The following is an 18,966-nucleotide window of genomic DNA, read 5'->3' on the forward strand; positions in this document are numbered from 1 at the left end:
AATCACCTCACCTTGACGCTTTAAATGCAGATATAATATAACCCATTCATCAGCTTTTGTCAATTTTACGGATTTCCTTACAATTTAGTCCAGAGGAATCAAAATCGTGCATTTAAAGCGATCATCGAGGATTTGAGTCACCATGTTTCCTTCGTAATTTTTCAAAACCTGTTTAACATTAGAAATACCATAACCACTTTGATTGTCCTCAATCCGTTTGCTACTGACCATGTTATTCCCCGCTTTTTGAATCGTTGTCCGATCAATGGTGTTTTCAATGTCAATGAGCAAGCTCTCCCGCTTGTAGTACATATTAAACTTGATAATTTTGTCATGATTCTGCCGGGCATCCCGCAGGCATCCCTCAATGGCATTGTCCAGAACATTCCCCAGTATAATCGACAGATCGATACTGTTCATTTTCAGGTTTTCCGGAATCGCAATGTAATGATCAAAATTTATCTGATGATCAGATGCAACCTTGATTTTATAGTTTAGCAATGCATCGACCACATAATTTCCAGAACGATTATGATCCACCGCATTCTGAAGCAATTCGTGAAACTGCTTCAGGTAATCTTCGATTTCATCAAAAGCCTGATTCTTGATTAAATACTGCATGGTAATGATATGGTTGTTCATATCATGCCATAATCCTCTTACCTCATAGTTCTTTTCCAGCATTTCTTTATAGTGTTTTTGTTGGAGTTCCAACTGAACATTTGCCGTCTTATATTCATTTGTCTTTTTAGACTCATGATCCCATACTTTAAAGATTATGAAAATAACCACATTGATATAGACCAGGGCACCCAGTGAAGCGAATCCTACCAAATGCCGACCTTCAACATGAACATCAATAAGATAAAGGTTCATGCCGACAATTAAACTGATAACCGGAATACTAATCAGTATAATATTTCGAATGATTGAAGAATTCTTCATTCCATCGATCCCGCCATATACCGCGTGAAGGCATCGTAAACTTTCTGATTTCTTTTGGGACTGATTGGAATCATCACACCATTTTTTAATACTGCCATTTTCATCTTGATGCTTTTTACATTCTTGAGATTAACAATATAAGATCGATGACATAAAACAAAGCGAACTGGATCAAGCTCTTTTTGTAGTGCTGTGATCTTATCGTAGTATTCATACGCCTCATCAAAGGTAACGACTTTCATTTTTCTGCCAAGACTCTCAAAGTATAGTATTTCATCACTTTTTAAAAATATTTTTTCATTGTTTATATCAATTTCATAAAAATTAGATCTTGCGTTTTTTATGTCATTTTCCAGTTTTTCTAAAACTTGAAATAATTTTTCTTGCGGGAATGGTTTTAATAAAAAATCGCTGGCGCTAACTGAATAACCCAAAACAGCATATTCAATTAAGGATGTTGTAATAATAATACGGGCAGTATTACCCGATTTTCTGATTTCATTTGCGATATCAATCCCATCTTCCTGATCTAAGCGCATGTCTAGAAAAATAACATCAAACGCACTACCACGGTTACTTGCTGCAATAAGTTCATAGCCATACTGAAATGTGGTTAAACAATAATCGGTTTTAAATGGATATCGACTAATCAGATCTACCAGTATTTTTTTATGTTGTTCCTCATCTTCGCAGACTGCAATTTTTAACATCTTTTCACCTTTTATTCCAGCCGAAACTGAACTTTTCAATGAATTATTATATCGTATAAATGTTCTTGTTACAATCTTTTACTCTCATTTCTCCTCTTTCTGTTATTTTTGATGACATCAAACTTTGTTTTCGTGACATCATTATTGTTTTAAACGTCAAAATTTGCTAGTATTAATTATTCCCATTCGATTTAAGTTTTTGGTAAATTGTGATTATAATATTACCTCAAAACATCAGTTGGAATTATTCAATCAAAACGTTAAAATACAAAGGAACCCCGTCATGACGCTGAGAAAATTCATTAATAAACCGGAAAACATAACCTCCGAATTACTAGAAGGTTTGGCACTGGCCAATCCATTTCTTCTCGAGGTAAAACCCCATAATCTTGTCGTCAACAAAGGACTTAAAACGGCCAATCGTGTTACGATTGTAACCCTGGGAGGATCTGGTCATGAACCTGCCTTTGAAGGATTTGTTGGCGAAGGCATGATCGATGTTGCTGTTGTTGGTGATATCTTTGCTGCGCCTGGATATAAGGCTGTTCTTGAAGCACTTCGTCTTGCCGACAAGGGCAAGGGTATTGTTTTAATTGTCTTAAACCATGCCAGTGATATGCTGGCTGGAACCCAAACCCTAGAAGAAGCACGTCGTGCCGGAATCGCGGTATCGATGGTTGTTACCCGGGAGGATGTTGCCTACGCCCCCCGTACCGCTGCGGACAGACGCCGCGGTCTGGTGGGATGTGTCCCCCTTTATAAAATTGTCGGCGCAGCCGCCGCCCAGGGGAAATCCCTTCAGGATGTTACTGCCATTGCTCAAGACTTTGCCGATAATATGGCTACCATAGCCGTCGCCTGCAAAACAGCTACTCATCCTCAAAACGGTTCCGCTTTTTCGGTCCTTGGGACTGATGAAATGGAAATTGGCATGGGCCAGCATGGCGAAGGTGGCGGTGACCGTCAAAAAATGAAGAATGCCGATGAAACGGCCATTCTGATGACCGATTTGCTCATTACCGATTTAAACCTCTGTGCTGGCGAAGAAATTATGGTGATTGTCAATGGTACGGGGTCTACTACGATCATGGAGATGTTGATCATTTTTAGATGCGTTCATAAATATCTAAGTGCGAAAGGGATCCGAATTGTGGCAAATTGGGTTGAAGAAGTTCTAACCGTTCAGGAACAAGCCGGATTTCAATTGTTTTTTGCCCGCATGAATGCACAAAACCTCTGGTATTGGAATGCACCGGCACGTACGCCTTATCTGGTGCGATAAAGACCTGATTCTTTTAAGTTTTAGCCACTCCTAACCTGCTTATTAACAAAATAAGAACGTCGCGAATCAAAAACGAGATTCGCGACGTTCTTTATTTTTAAACTTTAAATCATCTCAATACCATTACTTTTACAGTATTCCCTGTATATCTCTGGGACTTTATCATCCAAGACAAAACCGTCGAAAACATTCAAATCAATCATTTTTGTCAGCGAGACCTTATCAAACTTCGAGTAATCTGCCATGAGGTAACGCTTGCGACTGATTTCATGAATTGTCTGATTGATTTCTATCTCTTCAAAAGCACCATGCGTAATCCCTTTATCAATTGACACCGCCATCACCCCTATGAATGCCTTATCAATATTGAAACTTTTTAAAAATTCATTGGCCTTTTTACCGTAAAATGCACCAGAAAAACTGCGAAGCTTCCCGCCCGGCATATAAACCGTGATCCCAGAAATAGCGGATGCCTTTAATGCGGCACTTAAAGAGAGCGTAATTAAATTAATATCTTTGATGTTTTCAAGATAGTCAAGCATCAGTTCGACGGTGCTACCGGAATTCAATGCGATCGTATCGCCGTTTTTAATAAGCTTGGCGGCTTTTTGTGCAATGAACCGCTTCTCTTCAATATTCTGGGTCCTTTTTTTATAAATATCCATTTCGGACGTCGTCTGATAGTTAATTTTTTCTTTTCGAAAAGCTCCCCCATAGGACAAGGTAATCCCATACTCCTCAGCTAAATATTTTAAATCCCGTCGGATTGTCGCCTCGCCGACACCATACTTTTCTGAAAGACTGGCCACTTTAACCGAACCTTTGCTCATAATTGTGTTTAATATTTCTTTTCTGCGGTCAATATGTAACATCTGTTTTCTCCTTACTCAATATCGTTATTTACCCAAACTAAGTTTCACAGATTATCAAGGATACTATATTTTGCTAAAGACCAGAGTATACAATGATATATAAATTGTACCTACAAATCATTTTTAAAGCAAGCATAACCGCATCAAGTTAATCAAAAGAATCACATGTCAATTGCTTTCAATTTGATTCAAAACGTCCTTTGCATTTTGTTCTGTGATCACCAGATGTTTGACATAACCGCTCTGCAAACAACTGATAACTGCATTGGTGTTGGATTCTGGAGGAACAATACCAATAACATGTTTGATCCGTGTCAAAAGTCTTAAAGGAATTTGAATGGCATAATCATCATCTCCGGAAATCTGTCCGCCCTGCACATTAAAAAAATAAGATAGCAGACTTCCGACCGCTTTTTCCTGAATGAGTTTCTTGCCAAACCGCAGCGCCGTCCCATGGTCTGGAACCAGTGGAAAACTGCCCAGCGTCATAATTGCTGTATCCATTTTCCGCCAGCGCTCAAGAATATTTAGATAATTATTGGTATTCATGAATAACTCCTGATCTTGTTCGGTAGTTGGAAAAGCTGGACTAATTAAATATTCTGCCTGAAACCCCGTTTTATGTGATAAATCAGTGGCCAACTCATTGGGATGATATCCTCGATGGGGCACAGTCGCAGTTCCAATTAGGGGACAGACAATGCCATGGGCCGTTTCGCGAATATTTGTCTGGGGCAAGGCGTCAATGATTTTATTGATATTATATCCCCATCCCAGGCCTAAAACCTTGCTTTTCTCAAGAAAACTTAATAAGACCGTTGCCGCCTCCTGATGGAAAGCCTCTACCGATGCCACCACATGACAGGTTTTTAGATCAAAACGGCGACATAGGCCCTGACTCAAACCGATGTTGGATTGTTGATACGAAAGGATCTCAATTCTTACGATCCCCTCTTTTCTGGCCTTACTCAATAAACTACTCACTGAGGGTCTGGAAATATCCAAAATCCTGGCAATTTCTGCCTGTGTCTTGTTCTCTTCATAATATAATTTTGAAATGTGAATCAATCGTATTAGTTCTTTTTCTTTCATTTGTTCACTCCATTTCTTTACATATGTCAGTCTTTATTTGTTTAATATATAACAATATTCTACATATGTCAAGTTTTTGTCTGATTAATAAAACATTTCGAAATTTAACTGTTTTTTTGACTAACATATGCTATTTTTGTTTGACTTATTGATCGACACTTGTTATACTAATGGCAAATATGTAAACGATTGTGGAGGTGATTTAATGCCACTGGAACCCTTAAAAATCAAAGACTTACTCCTTGCCGCGGCCGGCGAAATTGCCGATCATGTTGAAATCCTAACTGAACTGGATTGCGCTCTTGGTGATGGGGATCATGGTACAACCATGAAAAAACTGACAAATGTCATGTTTGACGAAATAAAAACCTGGAATCAAACCACCAACCTGAAAACAGGGTTAGAATCCCTCACTGATGCCTTGGAAGACGTCAGTGGTGGTTCAGCTGGCCCCCTGTTTGGCGCTTTTATTTATGGTATGGCTGAAGCCGCCGATCCTGATGCACCTAATACCGATACATTCATAAAAAGTATTCTGCTCGGAGCCTATGACGAATTCTTTGCCACCTCCAAAGCGGTTGTTGGCGATAAAACCATGATGGATGCCATCTACCCGGCCACCGAGGTAATCCGCAGTTCCACCGCAGACATGAAAACGACTCTTAAAAAAGCTGCTCAGGCAGCCCGAACCGGATCTGATAACACGACCGGGATGCTGGCAAAATTTGGGCGGGCCCGATACATTGGCGACCGCTGTTTAGGTCATAAGGATCCTGGTTCGGTTACCTTTGCCTTTTTCTACGAAGGGCTGGCCAAAGGATATTTAGCATAAAACTAAAATTTAAAAGGAGAAAAAAATGTACGAAATTATGCACGTAGGTGTTCCCGTTACGGAACCGGTATTGGAAGAATTTTACGCCGAGGGATTAAAGGTTCATATTTCAGGGCCAAACAACAACCCTTTCAAGTTTGAGTATCTGAGATTTGAAGAAGGCACCCCCCCTTCATCCTGATGTCGTTAATTTTAACCATATTGCCTACAAGGTTCCCAATATCGATACCTTTATCAAGGATCATCAGGCCCTTGTCTTAAACGAACGGATGACGGTTGACGAACATCTGGACATTGCCTTTGTCAAAGTCGATGGCACGGTTATTGAATTGATGGAAATAAAATAAATTTAAACTGTTCTAAATAATTATTAAAGGGGGAAAATGTAATGACGATGAAAAAGTTTATTAACAATCCGGATAATATCACGGCTGAATTATTAGAAGGTCTGGCTCTGGCCAATCCACAAATCCTTGAGGTGACCGAACATAATTTGATCATCAACAATGGTCTTTCGACTGCCGATCGGGTTACCATTGTCACCATCGGCGGTGCCGGTCATGAACCGGCTTTAGAAGGTTTTGTCGGCGAAGGAATGATTGATATTTCCGTTGTTGGGGACATTTTTGCGGCTCCCGGTTACAAAGCCGTACTGGAAGCGCTGAAACTGGCTGATAAGGGCAAGGGTGTACTTTTTGTGGTGTTAAACCATGCCGGAGATATGTTAGCCGGTGACCGAACCATGAAAGAAGTCGAAAAACTGGGATTAAACGTCATAAAGGTGGTCACTCAGGAAGACATCGCCAATGCGCCCCGCTCTGACGCTGCCAACCGCCGTGGGCTGGTTGGCTGTGTGCCGCTTTATAAAATCTGTGGTGCCGCTGCCGCGCAGGGTAAATCGTTGACAGAAGTGGCCGCGATTGCTCAGGATTTTGCCGACAATATGGCTACCATTGCCGTTGCCTGCAAAACTGCCACCCATCCCCAGAATGGTGCATCCTTTGCCGAACTTGGTGAAGATGAAATGGAGGTTGGCATGGGCCAGCATGGTGAAGGCGGTGGCGGGCGTCAAAAAATGGCTACTGCCGACGAAACTGCTGTGATTATGGCCGATGCACTCCTTAAAGATCTGGCTCTGAAATCCGGCGAAGAGGTGATGGTCATTGTCAATGGTACCGGTGCCACCACCATTATGGAGATGCTACTGGTTTTCCGTCGGGTTCACCACTATCTCAGCGAAAAGGGTATTAAAATTGTCGCCAGTTGGGTCGAAGAAGTTTTAACAGTCCAGGAACAAGCCGGCTTCCAGCTTTTCTTTGCTCGTATGGATCCGGAAAAACTGGCCTATTGGGAAGCTCCGGCAAAAACGCCGTATTTGAGTCGATAGCGATGGCAGATCAGGATTCAATCAAAAAAGCCAAGGACTTTGGGTTTGACCGTCCAATGGCGAAACGGAATTTTCATGTCAAAGGAATGGATGATGTGGATTGGGGCATGAAGACCCGATTGTCAAAAATATTTGACTCCCGCAGTGGTCATACCATTATGCTGGCCTTTGATCACGGTTATATCATGGGGCCTACCCAGGGATTGGAGCGCATGGATCTGGCCATCCCACCGCTTTTAGACTATGCGGACGTCCTCATGGCTACCCGGGGCGCTCTGCGAACCTGTATCCGACCGGATCATAACAAAGCCATCGCCCTGCGTTGTTCTGCCGGAAGTTCGGTTCTAAAGGAGGATATGAGCAAGGAAATCATCGGTGTCAATGTCGAAGACGCGATCCGGATGAATGCAACCTGCATGGCGATTCAGGCCTTTATCGGGTCTGAACACGAATGCCAGAGTATTGAAAATATCATCAAAACCGTGGATGCTGGCAACCGATATGGCATCCCTACCCTGGGCGTGGTGGCGGTGGGTAAGGAAATGGAGCGAACCACCAAATACTTTTCTCTGGCCACCCGGATGCTGGCTGAATTCGGGGTCCAGATTGTGAAGGTCTATTACTGCGATAACTTTGAAGAAGTTACAGCGGCCTGTCCGGTCCCCATTGTTATTGCCGGTGGTAAAAAAGTTCCCGAAAAGGACGCCCTGGAAATCACCTATCAGGCGATTCAAAAAGGTGCTGCCGGAGTCGATATGGGGCGGAATGTCTTCCAGGCGGGTAATCCGACGGCAATGATCCAGAGCATCCGTAAGGTAGTTCATGAAGGTTTTACCGGTGCCGAAGCCTTTGCGTTTTACACTGATCTTTCTTCTCGTTAATTTGTCGTTAATCACAATAAAGGCTGTATTGGATGAGCAATTCATCCAATACAGCCTTTATTTAATCAGGAATCCAATTTTAGAACGGCCATAAATGCTTCTTGCGGTACTTCAACATTACCAACCTGGCGCATTCGTTTCTTGCCTTCTTTCTGTTTTTCCAGCAGTTTTCGTTTTCGGCTGATATCACCGCCATAACATTTGGCCAGAACATCTTTACGCATCGCCCGGATTGTTTCTCGGGCAACGACCTTGGTACCAATCGCGGCTTGAACGGGAATTTCAAACATCTGCCTTGGAATTTCTTCTTTTAATTTTTTGGCAATCAACCGTCCCCGATTTGCCGCTTTGTCCCGATGAACAATAAAAGATAAGGCATCCACCAGTTCGCCATTGAGCAGAATATCCAATTTAACCAGATCCGATGGCCGATATTCTTTGATATCATAATCAAACGATGCGTAACCCCGAGTCCGGGATTTAAGGGCATCAAAGAAATCATAAATAATCTCATTAAGGGGCAATTCATATTTCAGGATAACGCGATTTTCTTCAACGTAATCCATTGTCAGGTAGACACCCCGACGTTCCTGACACAATTCCATAATGGCGCCCAGGTATTCCGACGGCACCATGATGGCGGCATTGACAATCGGTTCTTCCATGGTTTTAATCTCAACCGGACCGGGAAGATTGGCGGGATTATCCACCCATAGTTCAGTGCCATCGGTTTTGATGACCTTGTAAATAACGCTTGGGGCCGTAGTGACCAAATCAAGATTGAATTCCCGTTCCAATCGTTCCTGAATGATCTCCATGTGGAGCAAACCAAGGAAGCCGCAGCGGAAACCAAAACCAAGGGCCATCGATGTTTCGGCCTCATAAAGCAGCGATGCATCATTAAGTTGTAACTTAGCCAAAGCTTCTTTTAAATCTTCATAACGGGAACCGTCAGCCGGATAGATACCACAAAAAACCATGGAAGTGACTTTTTTATAACCCGGCAAGGGTTCTTTGGCTGGGTTGCCGGTTTCGGTGATGGTATCGCCAACCCGGGTATCCCGAACATTTTTTATTCCAGCATTGACATAACCAACATCGCCAGCACAGAGTTCGTCGATTGGGAACAACCCTTTGCCAAAAACGCCGACCTCATTAACCTCGAAGGTTTTCCCCACGGCCATCATATCAATTTTCATGCCTTTTCTAATTTTTCCCTGAACCACCCGAACTGAGGCAATAACCCCCAAATACTGATCATAATAAGAATCAAAAATCAGTGCCTGTAATGGTGCATCAACATCGCCTTTTGGTGGCGGCACTTTTTTGACAATTGCCTCCAGTACCTCACGGATGTTAAGCCCGGCTTTAGCCGAAATCAGCGGCGCATCCTGGGCTTCAATACCGATGACATGTTCAATTTCATCCTTGACCCGCTGGGGATCGGCACTTAGCAGATCGATCTTGTTAATGACAGGAATAACCTCCAGATTGTTGTCCATCGCCAAATAAACATTGGCTATGGTCTGGGCTTCAATCCCCTGGGAGCCGTCCACAATCAGCAGTGCCCCTTCACAGGCCGCCAGACTGCGGGAAACCTCATAGGTAAAATCCACATGACCGGGAGTATCAATTAGGTTTAAGATATATTCTTCACCATCATCAGCGGTATAGAGCAAGCGGACGGCCTGAAGCTTAATGGTAATACCCCGTTCTCGTTCAATATCCATATTATCCAAAAACTGCTCTTCCATGTCGCGTTTGCTCATCAACCCGGTGTCTTCAATGAGTCGATCCGCCAGGGTTGACTTACCGTGATCAATATGGGCAATGATGGAAAAATTTCGTGTATGGTGCTGTTTATTTGTCAATTTTATTATCCTCTACTTTCAAATCTATATCAATGGTTAAACGGTTCTTTATATCACTAATTTTTATACCTAGATTCATATTCTATCAAGAAATATTTTTTTTGTCACGTTTTTTCTTGATAATCCGCTTTAAATGTGTTAGAATTGCTATGTTATAAATAAATGAGGGGGGTGAACCCATGGCTAACATTAAATCGGCTATGAAACGAGCTAAAACAAATGAAATCAGTCGTCTGCGAAATAAGATGGTGAAAACTAATCTTAAGACTTCTGTAAAAACCTTTGATCTTGCAGTTACTGAAGGTAACGTAGAAGCAGCGCAAGAAGCTTTTCGTTTAGCAGCAAAGAAAATTGATATGGCTGTTACAAAAGGTGTTTTACATAAAAACACTGCAGCACGTAAAAAAAGTACTTTGGCTAGAATCTTAAACAAGATGACTGCTTAATTACCTCATTTATATATTCCCAAAACCCGTGTCTCTAGGGTCTATCCAAAGATGTACTTACTCAGGTACATCTTTTTTTTGCGCGAAGGCAACGAGCCCATCACAAGCTTGCTTGTATTATATCGACACCCCGCTCATATCGTACCGATGTTTTTTTGCATCGGTACGAAGTGATCAGGATTTATCTGATCTTCATCAAAAACAATTCCAGGGCAAAATTTTGATCAATCTCCCCCAATTTCATCTGGGCATCCAGGTCTGCCCCGATCACCATAACCTCCCATAAATTATTGATGGGATAATTTTTCCCGTTTTTTAAGATCTTGTTGACAATAAAAGGAGCCAGTTTCATTTCAGTCGCTACCGCTTTGGCCGACAGTCCCCGGGCGTTGTAAATTTTGACCATCAGCAACATCCGGATTTGTCGTAGCAGTAGACTAAAAACCCCAAAGGGAGATTCCCCTTCAAGATAAAAATGGTTGAGCATCAGCAGGGCCTGATCTTTTTGCCCGCTGACCGCATAGTCGATCAGCTTGAAAATCCCCTCTTCAGTAGACTGGGGTAGAATCAACAAAATGTCTTCCCTGGTTATCTCATTGCGGTCCCCAGTATAATCAATCAGGCTGTTGAGTTCATTATCCACCATTTCCATGGTTTTTTTCTCGTTCATTAAATACATCGACCGCTGCATAAAAAGTTCCAATTCGGAACGGCTGATTTTTTTTCCGGCATTTTTAATCCGCCGGGTAATCCAGGCTGTCAGATCACTGGCATCGAGTTTTTCAAACACCACCAGAGAACCGGCCTTGGTTAGACTTTTGTACAGTTTTTTGCGCTTGTCCGGCTGTTCCCAGTAGATAATTAGAAGTGTCGATGGACTGGGTTTCTCCAGGTAAGCGGTAATCCGATCCAGAGCTTTTTTATCGGTGATTTTATCGAGCTGTGCCTCTTCCCGAATGATAACCATTCGCTTATTACTCATCATCGGCAAGGTTTCACAGGTTGCCAGTAGTTCCGACACATCCACGTTTTTATCACTGTAGGTGGTTAGATTCAAGGGTTCCAGACCCTTTGCTATCTCAGTACCAATCAGCGTTTTTTCCATCATATGACCGATGTACTGTTCTGGGCCGGTGAATAAATAGACCGGGCTTATTTCCTTATTTTTTACACTTTTACTTAGTTCTTTATAATTCACAGCGTTTCTCCATTAGTTTAAGTTGAGTCTTATTAATGACGGATACGATTCGTTGAAGTTTAATTCACATAGTGATTGATACGGATAAATTCTCCGTTGCTGGTAATTTCCACAGCGCCTCTTTCATCGGTTCGCAGTGTCATCATTTCTTGCGCGGCTAAACGATCCATTACCACATCGCTGGGATGGTTAAAAAAATTATTAGCCCCGACCGAAATCACTGCTATTTCCGGATCAACCGCCTGAAGAAATGCCAGACTGGATGAAGTTTTGCTACCATGATGAGGAATTTTGATGATTTGAAAATCTTGTTGACTGCTAAGGGCACGAAATTCTTTTGCCAGTTTTTCTTCAACCTCGGCTTCAATATCGCCACATAAAAGCAGATTGAACTTTTGATAGGAAACTGACATCACCAGCGAGGCATTATTCTGTTGTTCGTCCTCTTTGGGGATGATTGTCCCTTCGGGATTATATACCTTAATGGTCACACCGTCACTCCCTTCAATGACTGATCCCTCTTTTAACAAAGAAACCGGAGCCAACTGCTGATCAAGAAGCGCTTCATTATTCGTATGAATACTCATAAATAAATTTTTAACCGGATAACCATCAAAGACCAGTTCCTCAACCCCCTGACTATGATCCACATGGTTGTGAGTTAAAAAGATGGCATCCAGAGCTCGGATGTTTTTTGAATACAAGGCGGGATACAGCACCTGATCTGAAACCCGATTGGATCGTTCAAAGAGATAGCCGCCGCCATCGACCAGATAGTTCAGCCCGCCCGGGGTCTCAATCAAAATACTGTCGCCCTGACCGACATCAAGAACCGTTACTACCAGATTTTTGGGAAACAGCGGCGTTGCCATCACTATTAGCACCAGCACCAGTCCCAAACTCATTACCGTGTTTCGAACATAAGGCTGGCGGAGATAAAAATAGCCTGAAATCAGAAAGACCAGCAGTAAAAACAGTCCCGTTTCAGCCAGGGATAATCCGCCACGGTTTATCCACAAAAAATTTGCAACCTTTCCCAGATCATTGATTCCATCCAGCACGACAATAATAGACTCCCCTAAGAATGCCACCGGTAGGGACAAAACAGGAGCAAAAGCGGGCACGATCGAAATGATCATCAGAAAACCCATCCCGGCTAGCAAAAATACGCCAATCAAGGGGACTACCAGCAAATTAGATAAGAAACTTATCAACGTAAAGCTCTTAAAATGGTATAAAAGAATCGGCATTGTGCCCACTGTGGCACAAAAAGTCAGGACCAGGCCCTGAACCACCGGGCCGGATTTTATTTTATTGTGCACCCGCTTTTTATTACGCCGTTTCTCATACAAATACAGCAATGGACGATAAAACAGGATAATCCCGAGTACCGCACCCATCGATAGTTGAAAACCGGCTTGAAATAGTTGTGCCGGCCAGATCCCTAAAATCACCAGTCCGGCCAAACTAAGTTGATTCAAGGCATCCTGTTCCCGATGAATTCCCTGTCCCCAAGTCAGGCACAGGAGCATAATCGACGCCCGGATCACCGATGGTGCGAACCCGGTGATGGCAATGTAACACAGTAAAACCGGGGTCAGAAAAATGATCCAATAACGCTTTTTTATCTTTGCCATTATCAGCAGCAAGGACAGCGCCAGGAACACATACCCCACATGGAGTCCAGAAACCGATAAAACATGGGTGACGCCGGCATCTTGAAAGCGCTTCGTCAGATTCTCATTGATATTTTTTTCACCAAAAACCACACCCTTGAGCAAATCTGACACATCCCGTGAAAAGCTGGCCTCCAATTGATTTTCCAAGGCTCTTTTAATGCCCAATATCTGGTAGAGTACTGTCGTTTCCTGACCGACGTGTAAAAGATTGTCGGGTTTGATCGTCAGCAACCCGTCAATGGACCGGGATTTTAGATACAGGCCATAATCAAAACCGCCAGGATTTCTTTTTCCGGCCGGCTTTGACAGTTTACCCTGTAATAACAGCACATCACCAGGTACAAGGTTTAATTGCTGATCTGTGGCAGTCGCTAACGCTTCATTCTCGTCGGTCGCGTTCGCATCTGCCTGATAGTAGAGCGTTGCTCGGATCCCCTTTGCGTCCTCAAGACGATTGTTCTTCTCTGCAGTCGTGACCAGTTCTTTAGTCGTTAGATTGATGGTTAAGCGATTTTCAAAGCGAATCGGATAATCGGTGACTATCCCGATAAGCGAAACGTCTTTTTCATAGAAGGTTTCCAACGCATCCGACTCCGGAAAGGCTCCGTAGCCCAAAATAACACCTGCCCCGAATAACCCAAGGACGAATACCATCTGGGCGATTTTGATATTTTTGAGAAAGAACGGCACTCCTGCCAGAAAGCCGATGAAACCAAGCATCACCCAAGGCGGTAAATGATAATAAACTCCGGCGATACCCATACTTAGGGTAATAAATCCCCATAATAACGGTCGCTTCATTTAAATAACCTTAAAGGGTCCCTTATTACCAAGTACCGTTAATTTCATTTTCAATACTCCTAACAATTTTATCTTAATTATACACCGATTATCTTCTTTTTAGTACGGGTAACCCTGTTTTTTTTAAGATATTTTGTTATAATATGAAAATAGATTAAAGACAATCCGAAAGAAGGGACAGCCAATGATTAATTTAACGACCAATCGTTTTTATGCCTCCGATGAAGTGAAGCTGACTTATTATGAAACACCCTGCCCTGCCAACCCAAAGGGTGTCGTTGTGATTGTTCATGGCATGGCCGAACATGCCAGACGCTATCATGAATTTATGGACTTTTTATATTGCCACTCCTACCTGGCTGTCATTCACGATCAGCGAGGGCATGGTCAAACTGGCATAGATTCTGGCAATCCCGGTTTTTTTGACAGCGGTAATGGCTGGAAACGCGTTGTCGCAGATGTTAGAGAGATCTCCGGCATGCTTAAAGAGATCTACCCGGATCTACCCTTGTTTATCGTCGGACACAGCATGGGTTCAGTGGTAACCCGAACAGCTGTCATCGATCACGCCGAACTCTATGACGGGGCTGTTATTATTGGCACCACCATCGGCATCAACAGATTTATGCGTAAAACGGCCAGCCTTATCGCCCGCTGGGAGATCCGAAAAAAGGGTGAGAAAACACCTTCTAAACTGCTTTCTGATCTTTCCTTTGGCAGCTACAATAAAAAATTCAAACCCAACCGCACCGAATACGATTGGATTTCCATGAACAAAAACAATGTCGATGCCTATATCGAGGATCCTCTTTGTGGATTTACCTGCAGTGCCGGATTTTACCGCGATTTATTTTATGGTATTGACTACTCAGCAAAGGCGTCCAACCTTAAAAAAATCCCCAGCGATTTCCCCTTCCTTTTTTTAGCTGGTCGGGATGACCCTGTCGGGGGGATGGGCAAAGAAGTGGTTCATATCACCCGAAAATTAAAAAATGCTGGCGCTTTAGAGGTTAATCTCATTCTCTATCCACTGATGCGACATGAAATTCTTAATGAAGATAAACGAGATCTTGTCTATCGGGACGTACTACGATTTTTGAATGCCTAATAAACTATCTAAACAAAAAGGAGGTCCCTCGATGACCCATAAAGTATATGTCTTCGGGCACCGCAATCCAGATACCGATTCCATCTGTTCTGCCATTGCTTATGCCCACTTAAAACAAACCCTGGGACATCCCCAGGTCTTCCCAGCCCGATTGGGGCCGATCAATAAAGAAACCCAATTTGTTCTGGATACCTTTGGGGCAGATTTGCCCGAATTGATCAAAGATGTCAAGCCCCAGGTTTCCGATCTGGTTCTCACCGATTTTTCGATGGCCAATGAGAAGGACTCCGTCTCCAAAACAATGGGGCAGATCATCGATCATCCCGGCCGCTCCCTGCCAGTGGTCAGCGATGACAACAAACTGATCGGTATGGTTTCCCTGTCAGACATTATTCCAGCTTACACGGATGCTTTTTCAAAATCCCTGCTACGGGACAGCGAAACCCCGCTGAAAAACATTATTGAATTGCTAAGCGCCCGTGTTTACGGATCAATCAAATCCGAATTGGTGCACGGGGATGTGTACACCATCACCGAAATAAAGGCGGGTCAAACCCTGGGAAGCCAGGACATTCTGGTCACCGTTGAGCAGGATATTTATCTAAACCGGGCTTTATCCACCGGTGCTGGCATCATTATTGTTTCAAACGCGTCTCCGGAGTTTGACATGCCAATTCCCAACGACTATCAGGGGGCTATTCTAACCGTTGCCTTTGGTCCCTTTGAAGTTATCCGTCTTCTATGTCAGGGAATTCCGATAAAAAAATATTACCAGAAAAATAATCTGGAGTATTTTATGACCTATGAAACCATCGATGATGTCAAAAAGAATATTCTGACCTCTGATCATGATCGCTTCCCGGTAGTGGATGAAGACGGAAAGGTCATTTCAACCATTTCCCGGAGTAACCTGATTGACTTTAGCCGCAAGAAGGTTATTCTGGTAGACCACAATGAACGGAATCAATCCATTATTGGTGTCGAAGAAGCTGAGATCATTGAAGTCATCGACCACCATCGCGTGGCAGAAATACAAACCGCCACACCTCTCTATCTTCGCATCGAACCGGTTGGCTGTACGGCAACCATCGTGGCAAAAATGTACCATGAAAATAAGATCCCGATCCCTCGTGTGATGGCGGGTCTGATGCTCAGCGCCATTATCTCTGATACGCTACTGTTTAATTCACCCACCTGCACCAAAGAGGATCGGACAATCGCCCGGAAATTGGCTAAAATGCTTGCGATTGACATTAAAAGCTACGGTGAAAAAATGCTCGTGGCCGGTAGTAATTTAAAAGAAATGCACCCTTTTGAAATCCTATCCACTGACCGGAAACTCTTTACCATGGGATCCTATAAAATTGGGGTATCTCAAATTAACACTGGGGATTTCCGGGGAATATTTAATAAATTGGATGGGGTTCTACTGGAAATGAATAAATTGTGTGAGGAAGAACACCTGGATCTGACCCTTTTAATGGTCACCGACATTATCTTAGGAGGAACCGAGTTGATCATCGCCGGGGACGCTAAAAATCTTGCTCAGCTGGCGTTCGGTTTCCAACCCGGGGAATTCAGTAAATACATGAATGGCGTTTTTTCGAGAAAAAAACAGATCGTTCCGCCATTGATGAACGCCTCAGCTTATTAGTACCAGTACTGAACAAACACTGGATAGGCACTGACTACAGATACTATGAAAATTGGTGATGATGATGCAAAACAATAAATTTAAAACTGGTAGCGCTTTTCGCCTTGGCAATTTTATCCTGGCCGCTGCCTTGATACCGCTTTTATTAACCGGATGCGTGGAAAAAGAGCTGATTAACGATCCCACAACCGGTGCAATTATGCCTACTAAAAATTTAGAAGCCCTGATCGACGGCCAGTATACAGCCACGACAAGCTACTATGATGGTAGAGGTTACGCTCAACAATTAAATATTTTCATCAAGAACGGCCTCATTACCAAGGTGAATTTTCAAGAAATTGATCGAAGTAAAACTGATCGCTTGGCTGTGGATGGCCCCGATAAAACCTGGCCAAATTTAGTTGTAACGAATTTAAGTAGCCTTTACCTCCGGCTTTATAACGAACTGATATCTTCTCAAAACCCTGATGAAATAGATGCTATCTCTGGGGCGACCCAAACATCTGAACGCTATGTAAAATTAGCAAAGAAAATTTTTGCTCAAGCTAAAAAAGGTGATCAAGAACCAATAAAAATTGATACCCTTGATACCTACACGATCATCACCCCACCCGATCACGATGGCTATCAAGGGGTCCTGGAAGCCACTTTTAATGGTTCAACTTTGACTGCTCTTAATTACGATGAAATTATAACCGAAGACGGAAAATCAAAACGCAAATCAACTGATTCTCCGGAAAACGCAGATTTTAATGCTTTATTTGACACAATAACTCAAACGGCAGTCAATAATCAATCCTTGGAATCAGCATTTCCTGCCAATGATGCAATCCATGAGAAAGCCAAATACGAGGAGTGTCTGCGACTACTAAGAGAAGCGAGATCGCCCTTTTGATGCCTTACCAATTTAAATTTTATTACTTAAATTCAACTGAAATTCTTGACAAATGTTAAAGCTGTGTTATAATAAAGCAATGGCCAGTGCATTTATGCCAACAATTCTAAGCTGAAAGAAGGTGAAAATAATGGAAAATAATACTTTTGGTACTCGATTAAAGGCGTTGCGAATTTCTAAACGACTTACTCAGGAAAATTTTGCCAATCTTTTCTATCTTAACAAAAGCTCTATCTCTAAATATGAAAAAGATAAGAATTTACCGGAAAACCAATTACTGATTAAGATCGCTGATTTTTTTGAAGTTTCTGTTGACTATTTATTATGCAGAACCGACCAGCCAAAACTTTTACCAAGCAATCCCAAACCGATGACCTGTGAAGAATTTTTAAAATCTTACGTGTTTTCCAACGAAGAAGTTGATTCTTTTTCTTCTTACTTCTCTTTCCCTGAAAGCTACAAGCAGGAAGTTCTTGATTTTATTAATTTTAAGAGTTCCAGCGGGAAGTAATTAAAAACGATGAAAATTATGTTTACATAGCTTGTTATAAATAAAAGAAACACGGAATCCGTGTTTCTTTTTTAGTTATTTTTTTATTTCACGCAAAAATATAAAGAGTCTGATCGTCAATCAAACTCTTACTATTCTTAGCTCGTCGTTACTCGCCCAGCAGATAGGTTAAGGTAAACAAACTATCTGTAATATTTACATTTTCGACAACAACATCACTGGGGACATCCAAGTCCAATGGACTAAAATTAAGAATCCCTTTCACCCCTAATTCGGTTACCTGAGTCGCCACCTTCTGGCCCACCTCCCGGGGTACGCACAAAATAGCAATATCGATTTCATTGGACTTTACAAAAGCATCAAGTTCTTCCATATGTTTTACAACAACACTACCAACGACAGTCCCAACCATGAGTGGATCAACATCAAAGACACCCTTTAGGATGACACCTTCCCGCCTGAAGCGTTCATAATTGGCTATGGCATGACCCATATTTCCAGCACCGATAATAATGCAGTTATATTCACTATCAAGACCAAGAATCTCCTTGATCGCTTCCTTTAATTCTCCCACGTTATAGCCATAACCTTGCTGACCATAACCTCCGAAGGAATTTAAATCCTGCCTGATTTGAGAAGCTGTCAGTCCCATTAAACTTGCTAGTTCTCGGGATGATATTTTTTCGATATCATTGAGCTGTAAATCACTTAAATATTGGTAATACTTTGGCAACCGTTTAACAACGGTCATAGAAACTTTTTTTGAGAAGCGATGCATGATAACTTCTCCTTTCTTTCGGAT

19 protein-coding genes are annotated in these 18,966 nt (G+C 42.4%); 11 read left to right on the forward strand and 8 right to left on the reverse strand.

Annotated features, from left to right (window positions below; translation table 11 throughout):
* Positions 1-84: 84 nt before the first annotated feature.
* Together U2P91_RS00655 and U2P91_RS00660 are read right to left on the reverse strand one after the other, a co-directional pair.
* Entirely contained in the window at positions 85-945 is an 861-nt protein-coding gene (locus U2P91_RS00655) for a sensor histidine kinase (protein ID WP_111887246.1), read from the reverse strand.
* The gene (locus U2P91_RS00660) at positions 942-1,655 is read right to left on the reverse strand and encodes a LytR/AlgR family response regulator transcription factor (RefSeq protein WP_111887247.1); all 714 of its coding nucleotides are present in this window, start codon (positions 1,653-1,655) and stop codon (positions 942-944) included. The genes U2P91_RS00655 and U2P91_RS00660 overlap by 4 nt, the downstream gene beginning before the upstream one ends.
* Before the next feature lie 283 nt (positions 1,656-1,938).
* Here U2P91_RS00660 and U2P91_RS00665 point away from each other — a divergent pair, with 283 nt between their 5' ends.
* On the forward strand, positions 1,939-2,937 hold the full coding sequence (locus U2P91_RS00665; RefSeq protein ID WP_111887248.1) for a dihydroxyacetone kinase subunit DhaK: 999 nt from the start codon (positions 1,939-1,941) through the stop codon (positions 2,935-2,937).
* A 104-nt stretch (positions 2,938-3,041) separates the two neighbouring features.
* On the opposite strand, the gene U2P91_RS00670 is transcribed toward U2P91_RS00665, so the two are convergent.
* Positions 3,042-3,809 (reverse strand): DeoR/GlpR family DNA-binding transcription regulator, encoded by a 768-nt coding sequence (locus U2P91_RS00670; RefSeq protein WP_111887249.1) that lies wholly within the window; start codon positions 3,807-3,809, stop codon positions 3,042-3,044.
* Positions 3,810-3,977: 168 nt separating this feature from the next.
* Positions 3,978-4,901, reverse strand: coding sequence for a sugar-binding transcriptional regulator (locus U2P91_RS00675; protein WP_322518742.1), 924 nt, complete (start codon positions 4,899-4,901; stop codon positions 3,978-3,980).
* Between the two features lie 205 nt (positions 4,902-5,106).
* Between U2P91_RS00675 and U2P91_RS00680 the strand changes: the two genes are divergently transcribed.
* From U2P91_RS00680 to lsrF, 5 genes are read left to right on the forward strand one after another with little or no spacing between them, the layout of a single operon-like run.
* Positions 5,107-5,733, forward strand: coding sequence for a dihydroxyacetone kinase subunit L (locus U2P91_RS00680; protein ID WP_162624424.1), 627 nt, complete (start codon positions 5,107-5,109; stop codon positions 5,731-5,733).
* Positions 5,734-5,758: 25 nt separating this feature from the next.
* Positions 5,759-5,914 (forward strand): hypothetical protein, encoded by a 156-nt coding sequence (locus U2P91_RS00685; protein WP_322518743.1) that lies wholly within the window; start codon positions 5,759-5,761, stop codon positions 5,912-5,914.
* A complete protein-coding gene (locus U2P91_RS00690) occupies positions 5,886-6,080 on the forward strand; it encodes a hypothetical protein (RefSeq protein ID WP_322518744.1) in 195 nt (64 codons plus the stop codon). The genes U2P91_RS00685 and U2P91_RS00690 overlap by 29 nt, the downstream gene beginning before the upstream one ends.
* A gap of 41 nt (positions 6,081-6,121) precedes the next feature.
* Entirely contained in the window at positions 6,122-7,120 is a 999-nt protein-coding gene (locus U2P91_RS00695; RefSeq protein WP_322518745.1) for a dihydroxyacetone kinase subunit DhaK, read from the forward strand.
* Between the two features lie 2 nt (positions 7,121-7,122).
* Complete coding sequence (lsrF, locus tag U2P91_RS00700) at positions 7,123-8,001, forward strand: 3-hydroxy-5-phosphonooxypentane-2,4-dione thiolase (protein ID WP_111887254.1); 879 nt, start codon at positions 7,123-7,125, stop codon at positions 7,999-8,001.
* Between the two features lie 65 nt (positions 8,002-8,066).
* On the opposite strand, the gene lepA is transcribed toward lsrF, so the two are convergent.
* Positions 8,067-9,872 carry a translation elongation factor 4 gene (gene lepA, locus U2P91_RS00705; protein ID WP_111887255.1) on the reverse strand — a complete coding sequence of 602 codons (1,806 nt, stop codon included), beginning with the start codon at positions 9,870-9,872 and terminating at the stop codon, positions 8,067-8,069.
* A gap of 179 nt (positions 9,873-10,051) precedes the next feature.
* On the opposite strand from lepA, the gene rpsT reads away from it, so the two are divergent.
* Positions 10,052-10,318 (forward strand): 30S ribosomal protein S20, encoded by a 267-nt coding sequence (rpsT, locus tag U2P91_RS00710; protein WP_111887256.1) that lies wholly within the window; start codon positions 10,052-10,054, stop codon positions 10,316-10,318.
* Positions 10,319-10,499: 181 nt separating this feature from the next.
* Here rpsT and holA read toward each other — a convergent pair whose 3' ends face one another.
* Complete coding sequence (gene holA / locus U2P91_RS00715; RefSeq protein ID WP_111887257.1) at positions 10,500-11,516, reverse strand: DNA polymerase III subunit delta; 1,017 nt, start codon at positions 11,514-11,516, stop codon at positions 10,500-10,502.
* A gap of 59 nt (positions 11,517-11,575) precedes the next feature.
* On the reverse strand, positions 11,576-13,996 hold the full coding sequence (locus U2P91_RS00720; RefSeq protein WP_322518746.1) for a DNA internalization-related competence protein ComEC/Rec2: 2,421 nt from the start codon (positions 13,994-13,996) through the stop codon (positions 11,576-11,578).
* Positions 13,997-14,180: 184 nt separating this feature from the next.
* Between U2P91_RS00720 and U2P91_RS00725 the strand changes: the two genes are divergently transcribed.
* The 4 genes from U2P91_RS00725 to U2P91_RS00740 all read left to right on the forward strand — a co-directional run bounded on the left by U2P91_RS00725 (position 14,181) and on the right by U2P91_RS00740 (position 18,164).
* Positions 14,181-15,104: an alpha/beta hydrolase gene (locus U2P91_RS00725; protein ID WP_322518747.1), complete on the forward strand. Its 924-nt coding sequence runs from the start codon at positions 14,181-14,183 to the stop codon at positions 15,102-15,104.
* Positions 15,105-15,135: 31 nt separating this feature from the next.
* Positions 15,136-16,758, forward strand: a complete 1,623-nt coding sequence (locus tag U2P91_RS00730) for a putative manganese-dependent inorganic diphosphatase (protein WP_322518748.1) — start codon at positions 15,136-15,138, stop codon at positions 16,756-16,758.
* A 64-nt stretch (positions 16,759-16,822) separates the two neighbouring features.
* Positions 16,823-17,653 (forward strand): FMN-binding protein, encoded by an 831-nt coding sequence (locus U2P91_RS00735; RefSeq protein WP_322518749.1) that lies wholly within the window; start codon positions 16,823-16,825, stop codon positions 17,651-17,653.
* 130 nt (positions 17,654-17,783) lie between these two features.
* Positions 17,784-18,164 carry a helix-turn-helix domain-containing protein gene (locus U2P91_RS00740; protein ID WP_111887262.1) on the forward strand — a complete coding sequence of 127 codons (381 nt, stop codon included), beginning with the start codon at positions 17,784-17,786 and terminating at the stop codon, positions 18,162-18,164.
* 148 nt (positions 18,165-18,312) lie between these two features.
* Here U2P91_RS00740 and U2P91_RS00745 read toward each other — a convergent pair whose 3' ends face one another.
* The gene (locus tag U2P91_RS00745) at positions 18,313-18,942 is read right to left on the reverse strand and encodes a redox-sensing transcriptional repressor Rex (protein WP_322518750.1); all 630 of its coding nucleotides are present in this window, start codon (positions 18,940-18,942) and stop codon (positions 18,313-18,315) included.
* Between the last annotated feature and the right edge of the window lie 24 nt (positions 18,943-18,966).

The organism is Acetobacterium sp. K1/6, assembly GCF_034438075.1.
Taxonomy (GTDB): domain Bacteria; phylum Bacillota; class Clostridia; order Eubacteriales; family Eubacteriaceae; genus Acetobacterium; species Acetobacterium carbinolicum.

Excerpts from the sequence above, each read along its gene's own strand:
- U2P91_RS00655 (WP_111887246.1), bottom strand. The coding sequence starts at position 945 with ATGAAGAATTCTTCAATCATTCGAAATATTATACTGATTAGTATTCCG.
- U2P91_RS00660 (WP_111887247.1), bottom strand. The coding sequence starts at position 1,655 with ATGTTAAAAATTGCAGTCTGCGAAGATGAGGAACAACATAAAAAAATA.
- U2P91_RS00665 (WP_111887248.1), top strand. The coding sequence starts at position 1,939 with ATGACGCTGAGAAAATTCATTAATAAACCGGAAAACATAACCTCCGAA.
- U2P91_RS00670 (WP_111887249.1), bottom strand. The coding sequence starts at position 3,809 with ATGTTACATATTGACCGCAGAAAAGAAATATTAAACACAATTATGAGC.
- U2P91_RS00675 (WP_322518742.1), bottom strand. The coding sequence starts at position 4,901 with ATGAAAGAAAAAGAACTAATACGATTGATTCACATTTCAAAATTATAT.
- U2P91_RS00680 (WP_162624424.1), top strand. The coding sequence starts at position 5,107 with ATGCCACTGGAACCCTTAAAAATCAAAGACTTACTCCTTGCCGCGGCC.
- U2P91_RS00685 (WP_322518743.1), top strand. The coding sequence starts at position 5,759 with ATGTACGAAATTATGCACGTAGGTGTTCCCGTTACGGAACCGGTATTG.
- U2P91_RS00695 (WP_322518745.1), top strand. The coding sequence starts at position 6,122 with ATGACGATGAAAAAGTTTATTAACAATCCGGATAATATCACGGCTGAA.
- lsrF (WP_111887254.1), top strand. The coding sequence starts at position 7,123 with ATGGCAGATCAGGATTCAATCAAAAAAGCCAAGGACTTTGGGTTTGAC.
- rpsT (WP_111887256.1), top strand. The coding sequence starts at position 10,052 with ATGGCTAACATTAAATCGGCTATGAAACGAGCTAAAACAAATGAAATC.
- U2P91_RS00720 (WP_322518746.1), bottom strand. The coding sequence starts at position 13,996 with ATGAAGCGACCGTTATTATGGGGATTTATTACCCTAAGTATGGGTATC.
- U2P91_RS00725 (WP_322518747.1), top strand. The coding sequence starts at position 14,181 with ATGATTAATTTAACGACCAATCGTTTTTATGCCTCCGATGAAGTGAAG.
- U2P91_RS00730 (WP_322518748.1), top strand. The coding sequence starts at position 15,136 with ATGACCCATAAAGTATATGTCTTCGGGCACCGCAATCCAGATACCGAT.
- U2P91_RS00735 (WP_322518749.1), top strand. The coding sequence starts at position 16,823 with ATGCAAAACAATAAATTTAAAACTGGTAGCGCTTTTCGCCTTGGCAAT.
- U2P91_RS00740 (WP_111887262.1), top strand. The coding sequence starts at position 17,784 with ATGGAAAATAATACTTTTGGTACTCGATTAAAGGCGTTGCGAATTTCT.
- U2P91_RS00745 (WP_322518750.1), bottom strand. The coding sequence starts at position 18,942 with ATGCATCGCTTCTCAAAAAAAGTTTCTATGACCGTTGTTAAACGGTTG.